This is a genomic window from Pseudomonas moraviensis subsp. stanleyae, from assembly GCF_036283065.1.
GTDB classification, from domain to species: domain Bacteria; phylum Pseudomonadota; class Gammaproteobacteria; order Pseudomonadales; family Pseudomonadaceae; genus Aquipseudomonas; species Aquipseudomonas stanleyae.
On sequence record NZ_JAADJI010000016.1, the window covers coordinates 72,320 to 88,573 of the forward strand.

At 61.3% G+C, this 16,254-nt stretch carries 17 protein-coding genes; 11 read left to right on the forward strand and 6 right to left on the reverse strand.

The window, feature by feature from the left end:
• Window positions 1-270 precede the first annotated feature (270 nt).
• Together GXB78_RS25960 and GXB78_RS25965 are read right to left on the reverse strand one after the other, a co-directional pair.
• Entirely contained in the window at window positions 271-1,296 is a 1,026-nt protein-coding gene (locus GXB78_RS25960) for a GlxA family transcriptional regulator (RefSeq protein ID WP_329517565.1), read from the reverse strand.
• A 49-nt stretch (window positions 1,297-1,345) separates the two neighbouring features.
• Window positions 1,346-2,275, reverse strand: coding sequence for a LysR family transcriptional regulator (locus tag GXB78_RS25965; protein WP_329517566.1), 930 nt, complete (start codon window positions 2,273-2,275; stop codon window positions 1,346-1,348).
• A 114-nt stretch (window positions 2,276-2,389) separates the two neighbouring features.
• Here GXB78_RS25965 and GXB78_RS25970 point away from each other — a divergent pair, with 114 nt between their 5' ends.
• The 5 genes from GXB78_RS25970 to phnE all read left to right on the forward strand — a co-directional run bounded on the left by GXB78_RS25970 (window position 2,390) and on the right by phnE (window position 6,188).
• On the forward strand, window positions 2,390-2,788 hold the full coding sequence (locus GXB78_RS25970; protein WP_253502364.1) for a RidA family protein: 399 nt from the start codon (window positions 2,390-2,392) through the stop codon (window positions 2,786-2,788).
• A 157-nt stretch (window positions 2,789-2,945) separates the two neighbouring features.
• Entirely contained in the window at window positions 2,946-3,809 is an 864-nt protein-coding gene (locus GXB78_RS25975) for a putative selenate ABC transporter substrate-binding protein (protein ID WP_329517567.1), read from the forward strand.
• Window positions 3,806-4,603, forward strand: a complete 798-nt coding sequence (locus GXB78_RS25980; RefSeq protein ID WP_329517568.1) for a phosphonate ABC transporter ATP-binding protein — start codon at window positions 3,806-3,808, stop codon at window positions 4,601-4,603. The genes GXB78_RS25975 and GXB78_RS25980 overlap by 4 nt, the downstream gene beginning before the upstream one ends.
• Window positions 4,597-5,424 carry a PhnE/PtxC family ABC transporter permease gene (locus GXB78_RS25985; RefSeq protein WP_042606825.1) on the forward strand — a complete coding sequence of 276 codons (828 nt, stop codon included), beginning with the start codon at window positions 4,597-4,599 and terminating at the stop codon, window positions 5,422-5,424. The genes GXB78_RS25980 and GXB78_RS25985 overlap by 7 nt, the downstream gene beginning before the upstream one ends.
• A complete protein-coding gene (gene phnE / locus GXB78_RS25990) occupies window positions 5,421-6,188 on the forward strand; it encodes a phosphonate ABC transporter, permease protein PhnE (protein ID WP_329517569.1) in 768 nt (255 codons plus the stop codon). Before GXB78_RS25985 ends, phnE begins: the two co-directional genes overlap by 4 nt.
• A gap of 13 nt (window positions 6,189-6,201) precedes the next feature.
• On the opposite strand, the gene GXB78_RS25995 is transcribed toward phnE, so the two are convergent.
• From GXB78_RS25995 to GXB78_RS26010, 4 genes are read right to left on the reverse strand one after another with little or no spacing between them, the layout of a single operon-like run.
• Window positions 6,202-9,111, reverse strand: coding sequence for a bpX6 domain-containing protein (locus GXB78_RS25995; protein ID WP_329517570.1), 2,910 nt, complete (start codon window positions 9,109-9,111; stop codon window positions 6,202-6,204).
• Window positions 9,104-10,930 (reverse strand): hypothetical protein, encoded by a 1,827-nt coding sequence (locus tag GXB78_RS26000; protein ID WP_329517571.1) that lies wholly within the window; start codon window positions 10,928-10,930, stop codon window positions 9,104-9,106. The genes GXB78_RS25995 and GXB78_RS26000 overlap by 8 nt, the downstream gene beginning before the upstream one ends.
• Complete coding sequence (locus GXB78_RS26005) at window positions 10,931-11,365, reverse strand: bpX5 domain-containing protein (protein ID WP_329517572.1); 435 nt, start codon at window positions 11,363-11,365, stop codon at window positions 10,931-10,933.
• Window positions 11,362-12,483, reverse strand: a complete 1,122-nt coding sequence (locus GXB78_RS26010; protein WP_329517573.1) for an AAA family ATPase — start codon at window positions 12,481-12,483, stop codon at window positions 11,362-11,364. The genes GXB78_RS26005 and GXB78_RS26010 overlap by 4 nt, the downstream gene beginning before the upstream one ends.
• A gap of 271 nt (window positions 12,484-12,754) precedes the next feature.
• On the opposite strand from GXB78_RS26010, the gene GXB78_RS26015 reads away from it, so the two are divergent.
• From GXB78_RS26015 to GXB78_RS26040, 6 genes are all read left to right on the forward strand, one after another.
• Window positions 12,755-14,434 carry an MFS transporter gene (locus GXB78_RS26015; protein WP_042606823.1) on the forward strand — a complete coding sequence of 560 codons (1,680 nt, stop codon included), beginning with the start codon at window positions 12,755-12,757 and terminating at the stop codon, window positions 14,432-14,434.
• A 107-nt stretch (window positions 14,435-14,541) separates the two neighbouring features.
• On the forward strand, window positions 14,542-14,760 hold the full coding sequence (locus GXB78_RS26020) for a hypothetical protein (protein ID WP_042606898.1): 219 nt from the start codon (window positions 14,542-14,544) through the stop codon (window positions 14,758-14,760).
• 230 nt (window positions 14,761-14,990) lie between these two features.
• Window positions 14,991-15,185: a type II toxin-antitoxin system RelB family antitoxin gene (gene relB / locus GXB78_RS26025; RefSeq protein ID WP_329517574.1), complete on the forward strand. Its 195-nt coding sequence runs from the start codon at window positions 14,991-14,993 to the stop codon at window positions 15,183-15,185.
• Entirely contained in the window at window positions 15,148-15,459 is a 312-nt protein-coding gene (locus GXB78_RS26030; protein ID WP_329517575.1) for a type II toxin-antitoxin system RelE/ParE family toxin, read from the forward strand. Before relB (GXB78_RS26025) ends, GXB78_RS26030 begins: the two co-directional genes overlap by 38 nt.
• A 294-nt stretch (window positions 15,460-15,753) precedes the next feature.
• The gene (gene relB / locus GXB78_RS26035) at window positions 15,754-15,948 is read left to right on the forward strand and encodes a type II toxin-antitoxin system RelB family antitoxin (RefSeq protein WP_056789559.1); all 195 of its coding nucleotides are present in this window, start codon (window positions 15,754-15,756) and stop codon (window positions 15,946-15,948) included.
• Between the two features lie 37 nt (window positions 15,949-15,985).
• Window positions 15,986-16,207, forward strand: a complete 222-nt coding sequence (locus tag GXB78_RS26040) for a type II toxin-antitoxin system RelE/ParE family toxin (RefSeq protein WP_329517595.1) — start codon at window positions 15,986-15,988, stop codon at window positions 16,205-16,207.
• Window positions 16,208-16,254: the final 47 nt, after the last annotated feature.

Below are 16,254 nucleotides of genomic sequence, written 5' to 3' on the forward strand. Positions count from 1 at the left end.
ACGATGTGCTTTGAATCCATATTCGACTCGGTCTTTCAGGTCGATGTAAAACATAAGACACCCCGGTCAGCTCCCGAGTGGGGGATGCTCAACAGTTACGCCGACCTGAAAGTGCTGTATTGAATCCATAATCGACCTCCATCTTTCAGGTCGATGTACAGCGCAAGACACCTCGGTCGGCTCCCTCTCCCTCTGGGAGAGGGCTGGGGTGAGGGCTTTCGAGGGTTACACCGGCCTGAAATCCGAAATGACCTCAGATTGATCAATGATCTATTTGACCAGCCGCTTCTCCTTCGAAGGCCGATAACCAAAGTACGAGCTATAACACTTGCTGAAATGGCTCGGTGAAACAAAACCACACGCCACCAGCACTTCCACCTGCGACAGTTCGGTGTGTTGCAGCAGGCGTCGCGCCTCGGTGATGCGCAGTTCCAGGTAATAGCGCTGCGGCGTGGTGCCCAGTTGTTCTTTGAACAAGCGCTCGAGCTGGCGCCGTGAGCGGCCGGCGTAGACCGCAAGTTGCTCCAGCTCCAGCGGTTCTTCGAGGTTGGCGTCCATCAGCTTGATCACTTCACGCAACGGCGCGCTGACGCAGATGTTTTCATCGGGTTTGATGCGCCGGTAGCGCGACTCTTCGAAAGCGAGGATGTCTTCGATGCCCTCGACCAGCGCCTTGCCGTGCAGGCTCTTGATCCAGTCCAACGCCATGTGAAACGCCCCGGACGGACTCGACGCGGTAAGCCGGTCGCGATCGATCACATAGGGTTCGCTGCTGACGTGGGTGCTCTTGGCGATTTCGGTCAGTGCCGGGCGATGTTCCGGGTGGATCGCGCAGCGATAACCATCGAGCAAACCGGCGCGGCCGAGAAACCACGAGCCATTCCACAACCCGGCCAGGCTCACGCCCCGCTCCGCCGCAGCCTTGAGCAAGCCGATGAATTCCTCGCTGGCGCGCAATTCGGTCCGGTAGCCACCGCATATCACCAGCAGATCCAGCTCGTTAAGCGCAGCAGAATCCAGACGCGCATCGGGGCGGATGACCAGGCCCAGATCGCTGATCACCTCGCCATCGCCGAGGCCGAAAGTGCGCGACGAAAAAAGCCCCGGGCGCAACAGGTTGGTGGTGACTACCGTGTCCAGCGCCTGGGTGAAGGCCGGTAACGAAAAATGTTCAAGCAAGAGGAAACCGGTGCGGGTCACGCCGGTGTTATCGGGGTTCTGTTCATTCAGATAGCGAAGGTTCTTGCCCTTCATGCCACCGCTGAATTGACGTCGTTCAATCAAGGTCGGGTCCATCGGTCGTTGTTATGCGAGCGATAGTTGGCCGGTTCTGCGCAAGAGTCAATCATGGCCGTGACTGGCGCGTCACGACTGGCGCCGGCGTAGCCATCAGCCCAACCACCCAATCAATAAAAACCCGCAACTTCAGGCTGACATGCCGATTCGGCGGATAGGCCAGATAAAGCGGCATCGGCTCAAGCTGCCAGCCTGCAAACAATTGCACCAACTCGCCCCGCGCCACATGCGCATCAGACATATACGTCGGCAGCCACAACACACCCATCCCGGCCAGTCCTGCCGCCAGATAGGCGTTGCCGTCGTCGACCGCGAGCACATGCCGGCCCTTGATCTGCAGGCGCTCGGCGCCATTGCGTAACGTGTACGGAAGAGGTTTACCAGTGCGAGCCCAAAGAAAGGCGACCACCCGATGATGGGAGTCTTCCAGTTCGCGCGGATGGTCGGGCGTACCTTCGCGATCCAGATAAGCCGGCGCGGCAAATACGCCCAATGGCAAATCGGCAAGCTTGCGCGCCATCAATGATTGGTCGAGCAATTCGCCGCCGCGCACCACGCAGTCGACGTTCTCATCGATGATGTCGACGATGCGGTCGCTGACGCCCATATCGATCTGGATGTCCGGGTAGCGCGCGTGAAAATCCGGCAAGGCCGGCACCAGGATCAGCCGTGCGAACGGGCTCGGCACGTCGATGCGCAAACGTCCGCGTGGCCGCGCGGCGGCGCCGGGGAGGCTGGTTTCGGCGTCGTCCATGTCAGCAAGCAACTTGACCACGCGCTCGTAATAGACCGCGCCATCAGCGGTGACGTTGACCTTGCGCGTGGTGCGGTTGAGCAGCTTGACCCGCAGCCGCGCCTCCAGTTGCTGCACCAGTTGCGTCACCGTGGTCTTGCTCATGTGCAAGGTTTCGGCAGCCTTGGTGAAACTGCCCGCCTCGACCACCCGGGCAAAGGCCTGCATCGCATCGAATCGGTCCATCCGCGCCCCTCGATTGTTTGGGATTTGCAAACAGTGAACGCCAAGCTTGCGCGTTTATCCGCGCACTGCAAATACCTAAAGTCGTTCTCATCAACCACTGATGGAGTCAGCACCATGTCCAAGCGCGACGTTGTTTTCCCGCCCGCCCGCCACGCTCTTTATGAGCGCCACCGCTATTCACCGGCGATTCGTTCCAATGGCTTTCTGTTTGTCTCCGGGCAAGTCGGCAGTCGCGAGGACGGTTCACCGGAGGCGGATCTGCGCGATCAGGTGCGCACGGCGTTCAACAACCTCAACGCGATCCTCGCTGCGGCTGGTTGCAGCTTCGATGATGCGGTGGATGTCACCGTGTTCATGGTCGACCCGCACTCGACGTTCGAAACGATCTGGAGCGTGGTGCCGGAGTTCTGGGGCGAAGCGCCGTTTCCGACGGTAACGGCGGTCGGCGTGACCTGGCTGGCGGGCTTTGATTTCGAGATCAAGGTGATTGCCAGACTGCCCGAAGCGGCTTGACCGGTACAGCACACAAACAGACACAACGCGCCGGCACGGAGGCTGGCCAATCTCCTCGCGAATGCGTATAACCTCGCCGTTTCGTCTACCCTGACGTGGCGCGCCGCTCTGCAGTGGCAGCCATTCGAATGTTGACGCTTACGAAACGGAGAATTCCATGCTCAAACGAACCCTGGCCCTCACCGCCGGCCTGGCCCTGTCCCTTTCTGCCCTGATGACGCAAGCCGCTGATGTTCTGCGCGTCAGCGCGATTCCCGACGAAGCCCCGACCGAGCTGCTGCGCAAGTTCGAACCGCTGGGCGCCTATCTTGAGCAGCAGTTGGGCATGAAGGTGCAGTTTGTCCCCGTCGCCGACTACCCGGCAGTGGTTGAAGCCCTGGCCACCGATCGCCTCGACATGGCCTGGCTGGGCGGTTTCACTTTCGTTCAGGCACGTTTGAAGACCGACGCCACTACGCCAGTGATCCCGCTGGTGCAGCGTGAACAGGATGCGCAGTTCACCAGCAAATTCATCACCGCCGACCCGAACGTGAAAAGCCTCGCCGACCTGAAGGGCAAGACCTTCGCCTTTGGTTCGGTGTCGTCCACTTCGGGCAGCCTGATGCCGCGGTACTTCATGCTGAAAAACGACGGCATCAAGCCAGAGGGTTTCTTCAGCCGCGTCGCCTACTCCGGCGCCCACGATGCCACCGTTGCCTGGGTGCAGGCCGGCAAGGTCGATGCCGGTGTGTTGAACGCCAGCGTCTGGCAGAAACTGGTCGACGCCGGCAAGGTCGACACCAGCAAAGTCAAAGTCTTCGCCACCACCCCGACCTACTTCGACTACAACTGGACCGTGCGCGGCACCCTTGATCCGAAGCTGGCCGCGAAGATCAAGAAAGCCTTCCTCGACCTCGACCCGGCCAATCCTGAGCAGAAGAAGATTCTTGATCTGCAGGCCGCCAGTCGTTTCATCGAGACCAAGCCCGAGAACTACAAGGGCATCGAGGAAGCCGCCCGCGCCGCCGAACTGCTGAAATGACCCTACGCCTCACCCAGGGCAGCCTGCGCCACGCCAATGGCGTCGATGCCCTTCGCAACATCGACGTGCAGATTGATGCCGGCGAACAGGTCGCGATCATCGGCCCGTCCGGCGCCGGCAAATCGAGCCTGCTCAATCTGCTGGCCACCGCGCTCAAGCCCAGCAGTGGCGACATCGAAGTGCTCGGCGAGCGCGCCTGGCACTTGTCGGCGCGCCAGCGTCAGCGCCTGCGTGCGCGCATCGGCCTGGTGCATCAGGCGCCGCCGATTCCGCCACGTCAGCGGGTGATCACGGCGGTGCTGGCCGGCAAACTTGGCCAGTGGAGTCTGGGCAAAAGTCTGTTGAATCTGCTGCATCCGCTGGATGTGGCAGGCGCCCGCGCGGCGTTGGCGCGGCTGGATCTGGGCGACAAACTGTTCGCCCATTGCCAGCAGTTGTCCGGCGGGCAGTTGCAGCGCGTCGGCATTGCGCGGGTGCTGTATCAGGCGCCGGAAATATTGCTCGCCGACGAGCCGGTGTCAGCGATGGACCCGGTGCTCGCCGACCATACGTTGTCGATCCTGTCGCGCCATGCCCGTGAGCACAACGTCACGTTGGTGGCGAGTCTGCACGCGGTGGATCTGGCGCTGGCGCACTTCCCACGGATCATCGGCTTGCGCGACGGACAGATTCTGTTCGATTGCCCCTCCGAGCAAGTCAGCCGGGACAAGCTCGATGCGCTGTACGCCAATGAACAACTGCAATCGCCAGCGCCGGCGGTCGCGCCTTTGATTGTGCAGATTCCGCGATGCTGAAAGCTGACTCACGGGACCCGGCGGCGTGGCCGCGATTGTTGCTGACGCTGCTGGCGCTGGCCCTGCTGTGGCCGGGCATTCAGCTCAGTGAGCTGGATCTGGGCGTGCTGTTTCAGGCCGATAGCCAGAACGAAATGGGCCGTTTCGTTTCGGCGTTCTGGCCACCGGCGCACGATCAAGCGTTCCTGCAATTACTTTTCAAAGCGACCCTGCAAACCCTGGCGATTGCCACGGCGGGCATGGCCCTGGCCCTGCTGCTGGCGGTGCCGGCGAGCCTGATCGCCAGCCGCGCGCTGTCACTCTCGGCGGCGTCACGCGGTGGCGTGCCGAGCCTGCCCGGGCGCTTGTTGCGCTGGCCGGTGCGCGGCTTGCTGATTTTTCTGCGCAGCGTGCCGGAAATCGTCTGGGCACTGTTGTTTGTCCGTGCCGTTGGCCTCGGCCCGGCGGCGGGGGTGCTGGCCATCGCCATCACCTACAGCGGCATGCTCGGCAAGGTCTACGCGGAGATTTTCGAATCCACCGACCAGCGCCCGGCGCACGCGTTGTTGCAGGCCGGCAGCGGTCGTTTGGCGGCGTTTGCTTACGGCACGCTGCCGAATGTCGCTGCCGAATTGCTCTCCTACACGGTCTATCGCTGGGAGTGCGCAATCCGTGCCTCGGTGGTGATGGGCTTTGTCGGCGCCGGTGGCCTGGGGCAACAGATCGACCTGTCGATCCGCATGTTCGCCGGCGGTGAAGTCGCCAGCATGTTGCTGACGTTCCTGCTGCTGGTGCTGTGCGCCGACCAACTCAGCCGCTTGCTGCGCTGGAGGCTGACATGAGGCGTCTGGTCAATCTGCTGCTGATCGTCGCCATCGCATTTGCGGTGTGCGCGTCCTTTGCCTATCTGGAGCTGGATCTTGCCGAACTGGGCAGCGCCAACAGCCTCAAGCAAATGGGCAGTTATGTGCAGCGTTTTCTCAGCCCTGACTTGAGCGCGGGCTACCTGAAAGCCATCGCCCACGGTTCGCTGGAAACCCTGGCCATGTCCGCGCTGGGCACCTTGCTTGCGGCATTGTTCGGCATCGTCCTGGCGCTGCCCGCCGCCGGGCGTTTCGGCTGGCCGCTGCAAAGTGCGGCGCGCCTGCTGCTCAATGGCTTGCGGGCGATTCCGGAGCTGGTCTGGGCGGCGCTGATGGTGCTTGCCGCCGGGCTCGGGCCGAACGCCGGCACCCTCGCCCTCGCCCTGCACACCACCGGCGTGCTCGGTCGGCTGTTCGCCGAAGCGCTGGAAAACACTCCGCCACAACCCGCCGAGGCGATTCGCTTACAGGGCGGCAATCCGATTCTGGCGTTCTGCTACGGCACCCTGCCCAACCTCGCTCCGCAACTGCTCGCCTACTGCCTGTATCGCTGGGAAAACAACATCCGCATGGCCAGCGTACTGGGTTTTGTCGGCGCCGGCGGCCTGGGCCAGATGCTCTATGTCAGCCTGAGCCTGTTCCAGGAAGCGCAGGCCAGCACAGTGATTCTGGCGATGCTGTTGCTGGTGTTTCTGGTCGACTGGCTGAGTGCCTGGAGCCGGCAGCGTTGGGTGAAAGCGTAGGCCGGCCCCTCAGTCAGTTCAGCGTCAGGTTGTGTTGTGTGACGGTGTCGACGTTGAAATGGCTTAATCGGCCCTGATCGTCGAACAGCACATGGTCGGCGCCAACGGCGCGCAGGCGAACGCCGTGGCGAGGCCAATGCAGTGTCACAATATGCCGCATGCTATTCGTGGCAACGAAGTGCCAGCGCATATCGTGATCGTTGACCGGATAACCGATGAACATCACATGTTCATGCCAGTGGGCATCCACCTGCTCATCCAGCGCCTTATTGATGTCCAGTTCCGGCAACGGATATTGATTGCACTCGTGTTGCCCCTCGATCACTAGTTCGGGAGCGCCGGCGTCGTTTTCAGGCAGAACCGTCATGACCTTGACCCGGCCATCGGCGTTGAGCAGATAGCGATCGGCAGAACCGATCGGTGAGACTTCGAGCCGCGTCATCAAGCGGCGCTCAGGCAATCGGTAATGCCATACCTGCGCGCCTTTCTCCGGTTCTGCCAGCCAAAGGGATTCGTTGTATACATCGTCTTTCAGAGCGAGGATCGGCGCAGGCAGGTCGCCCACGTGCCAAAGGGTTTCGAAGCCTCGATCGACATCCACCACCCGCACCTGTTTTCCGCGTCCGATCGTCCAGTTGGAACCGTTGAAGGTGCGACTGAACACGTCGAACATCTGTACCCCGAGATCGGTAGCCACGCATGTCGCCAGATCCAGTTTGCCGATGCGCCACACCTCGTCACGCCTCGCGAGCACCAGCGCCACCTGTCGCCCATGAGCCAGCACGATATGCTGGGCCGGCAACGCGAACTGGAAGAGTGTCCGTCCATGGGCATCAATTACCACCGCTCCGGCTTCGCCCAGCGCGAGCAGGTAGCGCTGATCTTCCAGCGGTACAGCGTCGAGGATCGCCCGACTGCCCCTTTGCGGCGCTTGCCACTGCAAGGGCAAGCCATCCTTGCTCCGTGCATGAGCTGCCGAGCGCGTCGGCAGTTGTTCTGGCAGATCAATCTGCAGAAGTCTGTCTTTGCTCATGCTGACCAGTGCCTGCAACTGCGTCTGCGACAGGCGCCCGTGCCCGTCCATCTGGTCGGCAACGACCGCGTGGACGGTAGCGCCCGCCAGCCAGGCCAGTGCGGCCGTATGCGCCTTATGTTGCAACAGACTTTCGGCCAATGTCGCACGTTCGCCGTGACGCGCAGGGTCGTCGCGCAATTGCTCGATGCGCTCAGCGTAAGCGATCAGGGTATCGGGCAGAAGGATCGCCCGTTTGACCAATGCCCCGACAGCAAGGCTGCCGCCAGCTGCCTCGGCATTCAACAACCATTGCGTCGCCCGCTGGCGCTCGGCCGTCAGCGGCCATAGCGCTTCGACAGCTTGCAACCAAAGCCCCTTGCGCGCCAACGACTCAGCCCATTCCAGGCGCAGGCGCTCAGCGAACAGAGGTGACTTGACCTGCAGCATGGCCACGGCATCTGCAAAAGCGTCATCACGGCGCGCAACCAACAAGGCGCGCTGCCAGTCGCCTGCCAAGCATAACAGCCGCACGATCGTCGCAGCGGGCATGTCCCAGGCCAGCGCAAGGTCGGCTGCTTGTTGTTCGCGACCGTGTTTTTCCAGATAGTCCAGTGCTTCGTCACGGACCTTGAGCAACTCGGCGAGCACAAACACCGCCTCTTCGATGCGCTGTTGCCGATCCAGCCGTTCGAAGCTCTGGCGGTAGATACGACGCAGATCGGTCTCGATGTCATGCTCGAAAACCATCGCCCTGGCCAGCGTGGGTTGCCTGCTGAGGGACAGATCCGCGCGGCGCTGCGGGGTACCGAACGATTGCTCTCCGCTGTGCTGCTCGGCGCCCAGGGGAATGGCGTGGCGCAGCGCTTCTGCAAGATCGCCGTCTTCGAACATTGCGAGCATGCGTTGGATATACGTCGCCTGACGTCTGCCGTAGAGCGCAGACAGCCGCGAATGTTGAGTCAGGCGCGTGACCCAGCGGCGCCAGAGCGCTGGTTTGTGTACGGCGGATTGTGCGCGAGCATGGATTGCGGGCCGCGATGGCGCCATTGAGGCAGATGGCGCCGTCGCTGCAGGCCGTCGCAACAAATACCGCAAACCCGCGAGAACCAGCGTCAACGTAATTGTTCCGATCAGCAATCCGACCACCACGGCGCCGATCTGTACCGACAGCGGCGTTACGCGATCCACCTCAATCGCGTGCACACCGCTGTGCTGGCTCTGATAGCCCATCCAGAACACCGCCAGCAACAACACCAGACTGACGACGAGTTTCATCCATGGCAGGGCAATTGGCTCAGGTGACGTCCAGCCAGTGCCCTCGGATTGTCGGGACTGGTGCGGCGCAGCCTTCGCCTTGTGCTGTCGTTCAAGCAGCGCCTGCATGACCTGTTGCTGTTGCGCACTGACCGGCTTCAACGCATCGCCGAGGATCTGGCGAACATCCGTATTGACTGGCAGTGGCTCGATCAGCGGTTCCGCCAGTGCCTGGCGACAATCGTAGGTATCGAGGAGCGTGACGCCTGTGATGTCCAGCCACTCACCGGGCGTCAACACCAGCGCATCGCGTAGATGCATGGCACTTACCTGACTGCCGCGCACCAGCCAGAGATCAGCCCGCGGCAAACATTGCGTTTCCTGCGGATCCAGCAGCGCCGAACACAGGGTATGGCCCACGTGAATCAGCGGCCAGCCGACTACCGCCTCGCACTGTACGGTCATCGTCTGCGCCAGGCAAAGCAGATCACCCTGCGCAAAACGATAGGCAGTGGCACCGGCTTGCCAGTTCTCCAGAAGCAGTTGTGCCCGCTCGTTGTGCGAGAAGCGCTCAGCGGAAAACCACAAACCTGCAATCCGTTGATGCCCGGTCAACAGCGGGCGGCGGATCAATCCTGCGTCCGTTTCATGCATGTTTGGCGTCCTTGTTTTCCGGTGCCTGATTACACAACACCCGCAGACGCATCAATCGTCGCGGCACCGAGTACACCAGCAATTCGCGGGCGTTGGTCAGTGCAGCGATCAGCCCGCTCAACGGACAGAAGCTGACTTTGGCAATGACGTCGCTGGTGGTGAACAGGGTCTCCCTATCGTCACCGTGGTGCAGGGCAATCGCCTGTTGACCGGGACTGAGCATCAGCAGCAGATAACGTTGGTTATCTTCGTGGAGCAGGCCAATGCCTTTCCAGCCGCGTGCCAGTTCCAGACGTACCGTCGCCATTGGCGACCCGGCGGCAGCAAACACAAGCCAGCTCTCGCATTCGTTATTCATCGAGCGCAAAGCGCAACCACCGAAACCGTTACGCCAACGGACGCTGCTCGCAAACAGGACCTGGCTGACGCCTTCGGCTTTTCCCAGCGCATGCGCGGAACCTCGTCCATCCGGATTGACCGAGTGCGCATGCAACCAATCGCCGTCACGGCGCACGTAGGCCAGGACATCACTGAATACCTGCGCCATCGACAGCACATTGTTCGCCAGACGATGGGTCTGCCCTGTTCCGGCAACGTCGCTGTTTTTCGGGTGCGTCACAATCCAGTAAGCCAGGTGCCCGTGGCTATCGAGCAGAAACAAGCGACTGGCGAGCCTGGCTTGCAAGCCCACGGCCGGAAGGAAATTTGCCGTGCCCGGCGGCATTTTCAGCTCTTCCAGGCCTGGCCTATCCACCGGCGGGCAACCTGGAATGCCCCAGAACGTGAGCTGCGCTTGATTGCTCAGGATGGCCCCGACAGCGCGACCGAAGAACAGCGCGCTCAGCGGCATGCGTTCCCTGCTCCACAGGATGCAGCGCACATCCAATGGCTTCTTTTGATGAAGCTCCGGCAGCCTGATCACCACCAGGCCCGGTGCATCGAGCATTTTCAGCGCGACACGGGTACCGGCACTGGATATTACCGGTTGCGACGTCAGCGCTACGCGCGGCGCGCTCCCCATGGCCGAAGGCGCAGCCGTGACGACCTCGCCCTCAAACTGGCCCTTGAGCAGTTGCAGGGCAAGGCGCTCGTCGGGCATCGGCAGCGACACGTGACGGCAATGCGCGGCTTGCACTTGCACCGATAGACTGCTGCCATCAAGGCTGCGAGACACTTGCACCGAATGGGAAGAGACGCGCCGCTCAGTCGCCGGCAGACGCTGCCCCACCCGCCAGCATTCGCCGATGGGCTGAGGCGCCCCCTGCAGCCAGCTACACCATGCCTGCCAGTGCGCATCGCTCACCGTGCTGAAAGTGCGGGCAGCGAGCAGTTGCTTGAGCCGGGTTGCGGAATCGAACGCGTGCAACTGCGGCTCATGCTGTAAAACGCCCCAGAGCAGTTGCGCGCCGGCCTCTTCGGCGCGGCGCGCCAACAGAATCAGCAAGACAATGTGTACCAGCCTGGCAGCGCCCAGTTGCAGCGGCCCGGCGTCGAACAGCACCACGATCAGCCGGCTGGCCTGGCGAGCGCGGCGTTGCGGTGCGAGAAACAGGTGTTCACCCACGGCCGCGCGGCGCAGAAACTCATCAGGCGCTTCATCAGCCAGCAGCCATTCACTACCAAGCAGCCGTTCGTACGGCCCGCGCCGCTGCAAATCGCCCAGACCATCCGGCTCAGGCACACCGCCCTGCTGCAAGCCCCGCAGCGGGCCAAGTGTCGGCGCCAGTCGTCCGAGCAGGTCGGCGAACAGTGGCAGTTGTTCCGGGGCGAACCATTGCAGCCACTCGCGCCAGGGGTGCAAGGATTCAGGTAATTGCATTCAGCGTCCTGCCCATAAATATTCGATGCGCTGTAAATGCGCTGCACTGACCGGCAGTTGTCGATCCAGAGGCACCACTGTCGGCGGATCCCGCCACAACAGCAGCGGCGTTCGCTGGAATTTTTCCGCCAGCGCGTGTGCCAGCAAATCTGTCGGCCTGTCCGGCTCCCAGCGGGTCGGCAACCACAGGTGCGGTGCATGAGCGTCCATTGCGGCGTAGGCGACGCCGTCGATCCAGGGCAGGTCCGCAGCGGCACCGGCCACCACCAGGACGTCGCGATTGGCCGTTGCTTGCAAACGTGAGGCCTGCTCCGTGGGCAGCAACAGCAACCGCGCATGCAGGCGCCGGGCAACGCCGCCCCACGCCACCGCGGCTTGAGGCGTGACCGGCACCTGCCGTGGGCGCCAGCCCCAGCTGAAAGAGCGGACAGTCATGCGGCAGTCGTCAGCAGACGCGCCACCTGACCGCGCAAATCCTGCAGCGACGCCGGGATCGTCAGGTCATCGAAGTTGGCATCGATCTCACGCAGCAGCCCTTCGAGCAGTGCGCTCGCCGGCGGCTCGGTACGGGCCAGATACTCTTCGGCAGTTTCCAGCAAGCGGCTGACCCGAGACATCGGTTGCAGTGTCGCTTCCTCGACCGCACTGAACAGATGGCGGTTACTGGACTGCGCCAACATCTCCCGCAGAATTTCGCGGCCGTGCTGCTGGGTTTCCCGGGTCGGCAACACGTACAGCAACGGCCACAGGTCGGCAGCGCTGGCGTGCAGGCGTCCGCTGAGCAACGTGGCGGCGGCGATCAGTCGTTGCGATTTGACGATACGTCGATCTGACAGCTCGATACCGGCTTCACGCAATTGGCGAATCGCTTGCGCCAGCGCCGGGCGAACGGTGCTCAGGTCAACGCTTTGCAACGCCTGTCCAAGGGTGTCCAGTTGAGTCAGACCGAGCAACTGTTGAACCGGCCGTTGTTCCGATTGCCAGCCGCCGGCGAGCATCGCCTCAAGCTGATTGTCCGGCACGGAATCGACAAACAGATGCAGCAGAAAACGGTCAGCAAACGCCGCCAGGGCTTCATCGTCCGGCAAACCATTGGAAGCGCCGACGCAGACACGCAACGGGCATTGAACGTGCGTATGACCACGCCGAAAGCGCCGTTCATTGAGCACGCCAAGCAGGGTGTTGAGGATGGCGGTGGACCCAAGGAAGACCTCATCGAGGAACACGATGTCAGCTTCGGGCAGCATGCCGCTGACGTCGGTTTCCACCGTGCCTTCGCGCAGCTTTTTCAGGTCCACCGCGCCGAACAGTTCAGAAGGTTCGGTGAAACGCCCCAGCAGGTATTCGAAATAGCGCCCGCCCATGGACTGCGCCACACGGCGTACCACGGCACTCTTGGCCGTACCGGGCGGGCCGATGACGAGGATATGTTCTTGCGCGACGGCGGCCAGAACAATCAATTCGGCCAACTGCTCACGCCCCACCAGTCCCTCGGTGGCGACCCGCACCGCCTGGCGAATTTGCGCCGCAGCGCTCTGCAATGAAGCATTCATGGGCATCGTCCCTGAAAAGTTAACTGTGAATAAGGCTGGTCGGCAGCTATCGGCCGCAAGCAACTTATCTTTAATCGACAACGCGAACAAATGGCCCAGTGGATATTCGCCAAAAGCTGATTATGCTTGAGGAAACCTTGCAGCCCTGCGAGGCGGTCAGACTGTGCAAGCTTCACGCTAGAGCAACGGCGGCAGATGCCAACGGGCCAGAGTGCGACAGGCAGTAACGGGGGACTCCGGCCTACAACAATAAGCACGACGGAGAACACCCATGGCCACAATCGACACAGCATCCACCGGCACACCGCCCCGCAGCGGCGGCATCACCAGGGAGGAGCGCAAGGTCATCTTCGCGTCCTCGCTGGGCACGGTTTTCGAGTGGTACGACTTTTACCTCTACGGCTCACTGGCGGCGATCATCGCCAAGCACTTCTTCGCTGGCGTCAACGAAACCACCGCATTCATCTTTGCCCTGCTGGCCTTCGCCGCCGGGTTTGCGGTGCGGCCGTTCGGCGCCATCGTCTTCGGGCGTCTGGGTGACATGATCGGGCGCAAGCACACGTTTCTGATCACCATAGTGATCATGGGCGTGTCGACGGCAATCGTCGGTCTGCTGCCCGGCTACGCGACCATCGGCGTCGCCGCACCGGTCATCCTCATCACCCTGCGTCTGCTGCAAGGTCTGGCGCTGGGCGGGGAATACGGCGGCGCGGCGACCTATGTGGCCGAACACGCGCCACGTAATCGGCGCGGCTTTTTCACCTCGTGGATTCAAACCACCGCCACCCTCGGTCTGTTCATGTCGCTGCTGGTGATTCTCGCCTGCCGCACGGCGCTGGGCACCGAAGCGTTCGAGGCGTGGGGCTGGCGGATTCCGTTTCTGCTGTCGATCATTCTGCTGGCCGTGTCGGTGTACATCCGCCTGCAACTGAGCGAGTCGCCGGTATTCCAGAAAATGAAGGACGAGGGCAAGGCCTCGAAAGCGCCGCTGACCGAATCCTTTGCGCGCTGGGACAACCTCAAAGTGGTGATCATGTCGCTGCTTGGCGGTACCGCCGGGCAAGCGGTGGTCTGGTACACCGGGCAGTTCTATGCGCTGTTTTTCCTTCTGCAAACCCTGAAGATCGACGCGCAGACCGCCAACCTGCTGATCGCCGGTTCGCTGCTGATCGGCACACCGTTCTTCGTGATCTTCGGCAGCCTGTCCGATCGCATCGGGCGCAAGCCGATCATCATGGCCGGATGCCTACTGGCGGCACTGACCTACTTTCCGATCTTTCATGCGCTGACTCAGTACGGCAACCCGGACGTGTTCGTCGCCCAGGAGAAAAATCCGGTCAAGGTGATCGCCAACCCGGATCAGTGCTCGTTCCAGTTCGATCCGGTGGGCAAGGCCAAATTCACCAGCTCCTGCGACCTGGCCAAGACACTGCTGGCGAAACGCGCGATCCCGTACGAGAACGTCGCCGCCGAACCGAACACGGTCGCGCAGGTGCGTATCGGTGATCGCGTGGTCGAGAGTTTCGAAGGCAGCGCCCTGCCCGCCGCCGACTTCAAGACCCGCAACGACGCCTTCACCGCCAACCTCGCCGCGGCGCTGAAAGACGCCGGTTACCCGGAAAAAGCCGACCCGGCGAAAATCAACTATCCGATGATGCTGCTTCTGCTGACCGTGCTGGTGATCTACGTGACCATGGTGTATGGCCCGATCGCCGCGTGGCTGGTCGAACTGTTCCCGACGCGCATCCGCTACACCTCGATGTCGCTGCCCTACCACATCGGCAACGGCTGGTTCGGCGGTTTCCTGCCGACCGTGGCCTTCGCGATGGTCGCGGCCACCGGCGATATCTACTACGGGCTGTGGTACCCGATCGTCATTGCAGTGGCGACGGCGATACTCGGCACGTTCTTCCTGCCGGAAACCAAGGACCGCGACATTCTCAAGGACTGAAAATCGCCGCGGTGCCCTCTCCTGCGGGAGAGGGCATGGCCCTGAAAAATTTCGAACGTCTGCCGCCGCGCTGTCTCCAATGTGTACACCAACAGGAGGCCCGCGCCATGAACCCCAACGACGACAAAACCCCCAACGCCCCGCCCACCGATGCCAGCGGCAAACCGGTGAACGTGGTCGAACGCGATCTGCAGGACCGCGATGGCAAGACCGAAGGCGTGGACAAGGTCATCACGCCCTCTTCCACTCGGGTCAAAGAGCAGGAAGCGGAAGAGCTGCAGCGCAAAGTCGATGAGATCGAGCGCAAGGTGGCGGACGGCAACTGAGTGCGGCGTGGCTTTGGCCGCCGCTTTGAGCGGCGGCTGTCAGCCCAATGACCAAAAGCAGATTTCCTACAGAATCGAACTACACCCCTGATCGGCTTCACGTGCATCACAAGCGAAGCGTCTGACAGATTTGCATCGTCTGTTTGGAGATGATGAGTCCCTCGTCCCGCCAGTGACGACAACGAGCCAACTCCCCCTTAGACTGCTTCACATTGATCATGGAGGTCATTATGAGCGCTGAACTTTCACTTATCGTTTCAGACTTCGAAACCGAAGAAGAGGCTGCGGATTACGACCTTTGGTTCCGTGCGCAGGTACAGGAAGCACTTGATGATCCGCATCCGGGCATTCCCCATGCGGAAGCCATGGTGATGCTCGACCAGATGATTGAAAAAAACCGCAGGAAGCGCCGCGCTGCAGGTTAAATGGAGCTACAAGGCTATTAGTCAACTGGCTGACATCTTTGAGTACATCGACCAATACAATTCCGGTGCATCGGTTTCATTGCGACGCAAAGCCGGAGCCGCAGCGCAAAAACTTTCTTCCATCCCCTACGGCTACCGATCCGGTCGGGTGCCTGGCACTCGCGAAATGGTGATCCATCCGAACTATCTTCTGGTTTATCGGGTGAACGGGGGTATCCAAATTCTGAGGGTACTTCACGCTCGACAAAAATATCCCCGGACCCATTCACTCTAAAAAAGGCGGCCATCCGGCCGCCCTCGGGGTACGAGCCGAGAATCGAGCCGCCGAAGACAACATGAGGACATGGGTTGGCGCCGAGCCATATTTTGGAAGCTGTCAGCCCAATCGCCAAAAGCTGATTTCCTACAGAATCGAACTACACCCCTGATCGACTTCACGTGCATCACAAGCGAAGCGTCTGACAGATTTGCATCGTTTGGTTGGAGATGATGAGTCCCTCGTCCCGCCAGTGACGACAACGAGCCCACATCCCCCTTAGACTGCTTCACATTGATCATGGAGGTCATTATGAGCGCTGAACTTTCACTTATCGTTTCAGACTTCGAAACCGAAGAAGAGGCTGCGGATTACGACCTTTGGTATCGCGCCAAGGTACAAGCCGCACTTGATGATCCACGCCCGCCTATCCCCCACGATGAGGCAATGGTGCTGCTAGGTCAGATGCTGGAAGAGAGACGCAAGAATCGACGCGCTGCCGGTTAGCTGGAGTAAACCGGCTCTTGGAGATCTGGCTGACATCATCGAATACGTTGAACAACGCAACACTGTCGCTTCAGTTGCACTGCACCAAAAGCTCAGCGCGGCAGCGCGAAGGCTTTCCTGGATACCGCATGGTTTCCGCTCCGGCCGAATACCGGGCACTCGCGAAATGGTCATCAACTCGAATTATTTACTGGTCTATCGGGTGACAGACCACATCAATATTCTGACCGTGTTGCACGCCCGTAAAAAATATCCATAACCACTCATAAAAAAAGGCGGCCAACCGGCCGCCCAAACGTACTACAC

Coding starts and splice junctions, on each gene's coding strand:
- GXB78_RS26015 (WP_042606823.1), top strand. CDS start 12,755: ATGGCCACAATCGACACAGCATCCACCGGCACACCGCCCCGCAGCGGC.
- GXB78_RS25965 (WP_329517566.1), bottom strand. CDS start 2,275: ATGGACCGATTCGATGCGATGCAGGCCTTTGCCCGGGTGGTCGAGGCG.
- GXB78_RS26005 (WP_329517572.1), bottom strand. CDS start 11,365: ATGACTGTCCGCTCTTTCAGCTGGGGCTGGCGCCCACGGCAGGTGCCG.
- relB (WP_056789559.1), top strand. CDS start 15,754: ATGAGCGCTGAACTTTCACTTATCGTTTCAGACTTCGAAACCGAAGAA.
- GXB78_RS25985 (WP_042606825.1), top strand. CDS start 4,597: ATGCTGAAAGCTGACTCACGGGACCCGGCGGCGTGGCCGCGATTGTTG.
- relB (WP_329517574.1), top strand. CDS start 14,991: ATGAGCGCTGAACTTTCACTTATCGTTTCAGACTTCGAAACCGAAGAA.
- phnE (WP_329517569.1), top strand. CDS start 5,421: ATGAGGCGTCTGGTCAATCTGCTGCTGATCGTCGCCATCGCATTTGCG.
- GXB78_RS25975 (WP_329517567.1), top strand. CDS start 2,946: ATGCTCAAACGAACCCTGGCCCTCACCGCCGGCCTGGCCCTGTCCCTT.
- GXB78_RS26020 (WP_042606898.1), top strand. CDS start 14,542: ATGAACCCCAACGACGACAAAACCCCCAACGCCCCGCCCACCGATGCC.
- GXB78_RS25960 (WP_329517565.1), bottom strand. CDS start 1,296: ATGGACCCGACCTTGATTGAACGACGTCAATTCAGCGGTGGCATGAAG.
- GXB78_RS25980 (WP_329517568.1), top strand. CDS start 3,806: ATGACCCTACGCCTCACCCAGGGCAGCCTGCGCCACGCCAATGGCGTC.
- GXB78_RS26000 (WP_329517571.1), bottom strand. CDS start 10,930: ATGCAATTACCTGAATCCTTGCACCCCTGGCGCGAGTGGCTGCAATGG.
- GXB78_RS25970 (WP_253502364.1), top strand. CDS start 2,390: ATGTCCAAGCGCGACGTTGTTTTCCCGCCCGCCCGCCACGCTCTTTAT.
- GXB78_RS25995 (WP_329517570.1), bottom strand. CDS start 9,111: ATGCATGAAACGGACGCAGGATTGATCCGCCGCCCGCTGTTGACCGGG.
- GXB78_RS26010 (WP_329517573.1), bottom strand. CDS start 12,483: ATGAATGCTTCATTGCAGAGCGCTGCGGCGCAAATTCGCCAGGCGGTG.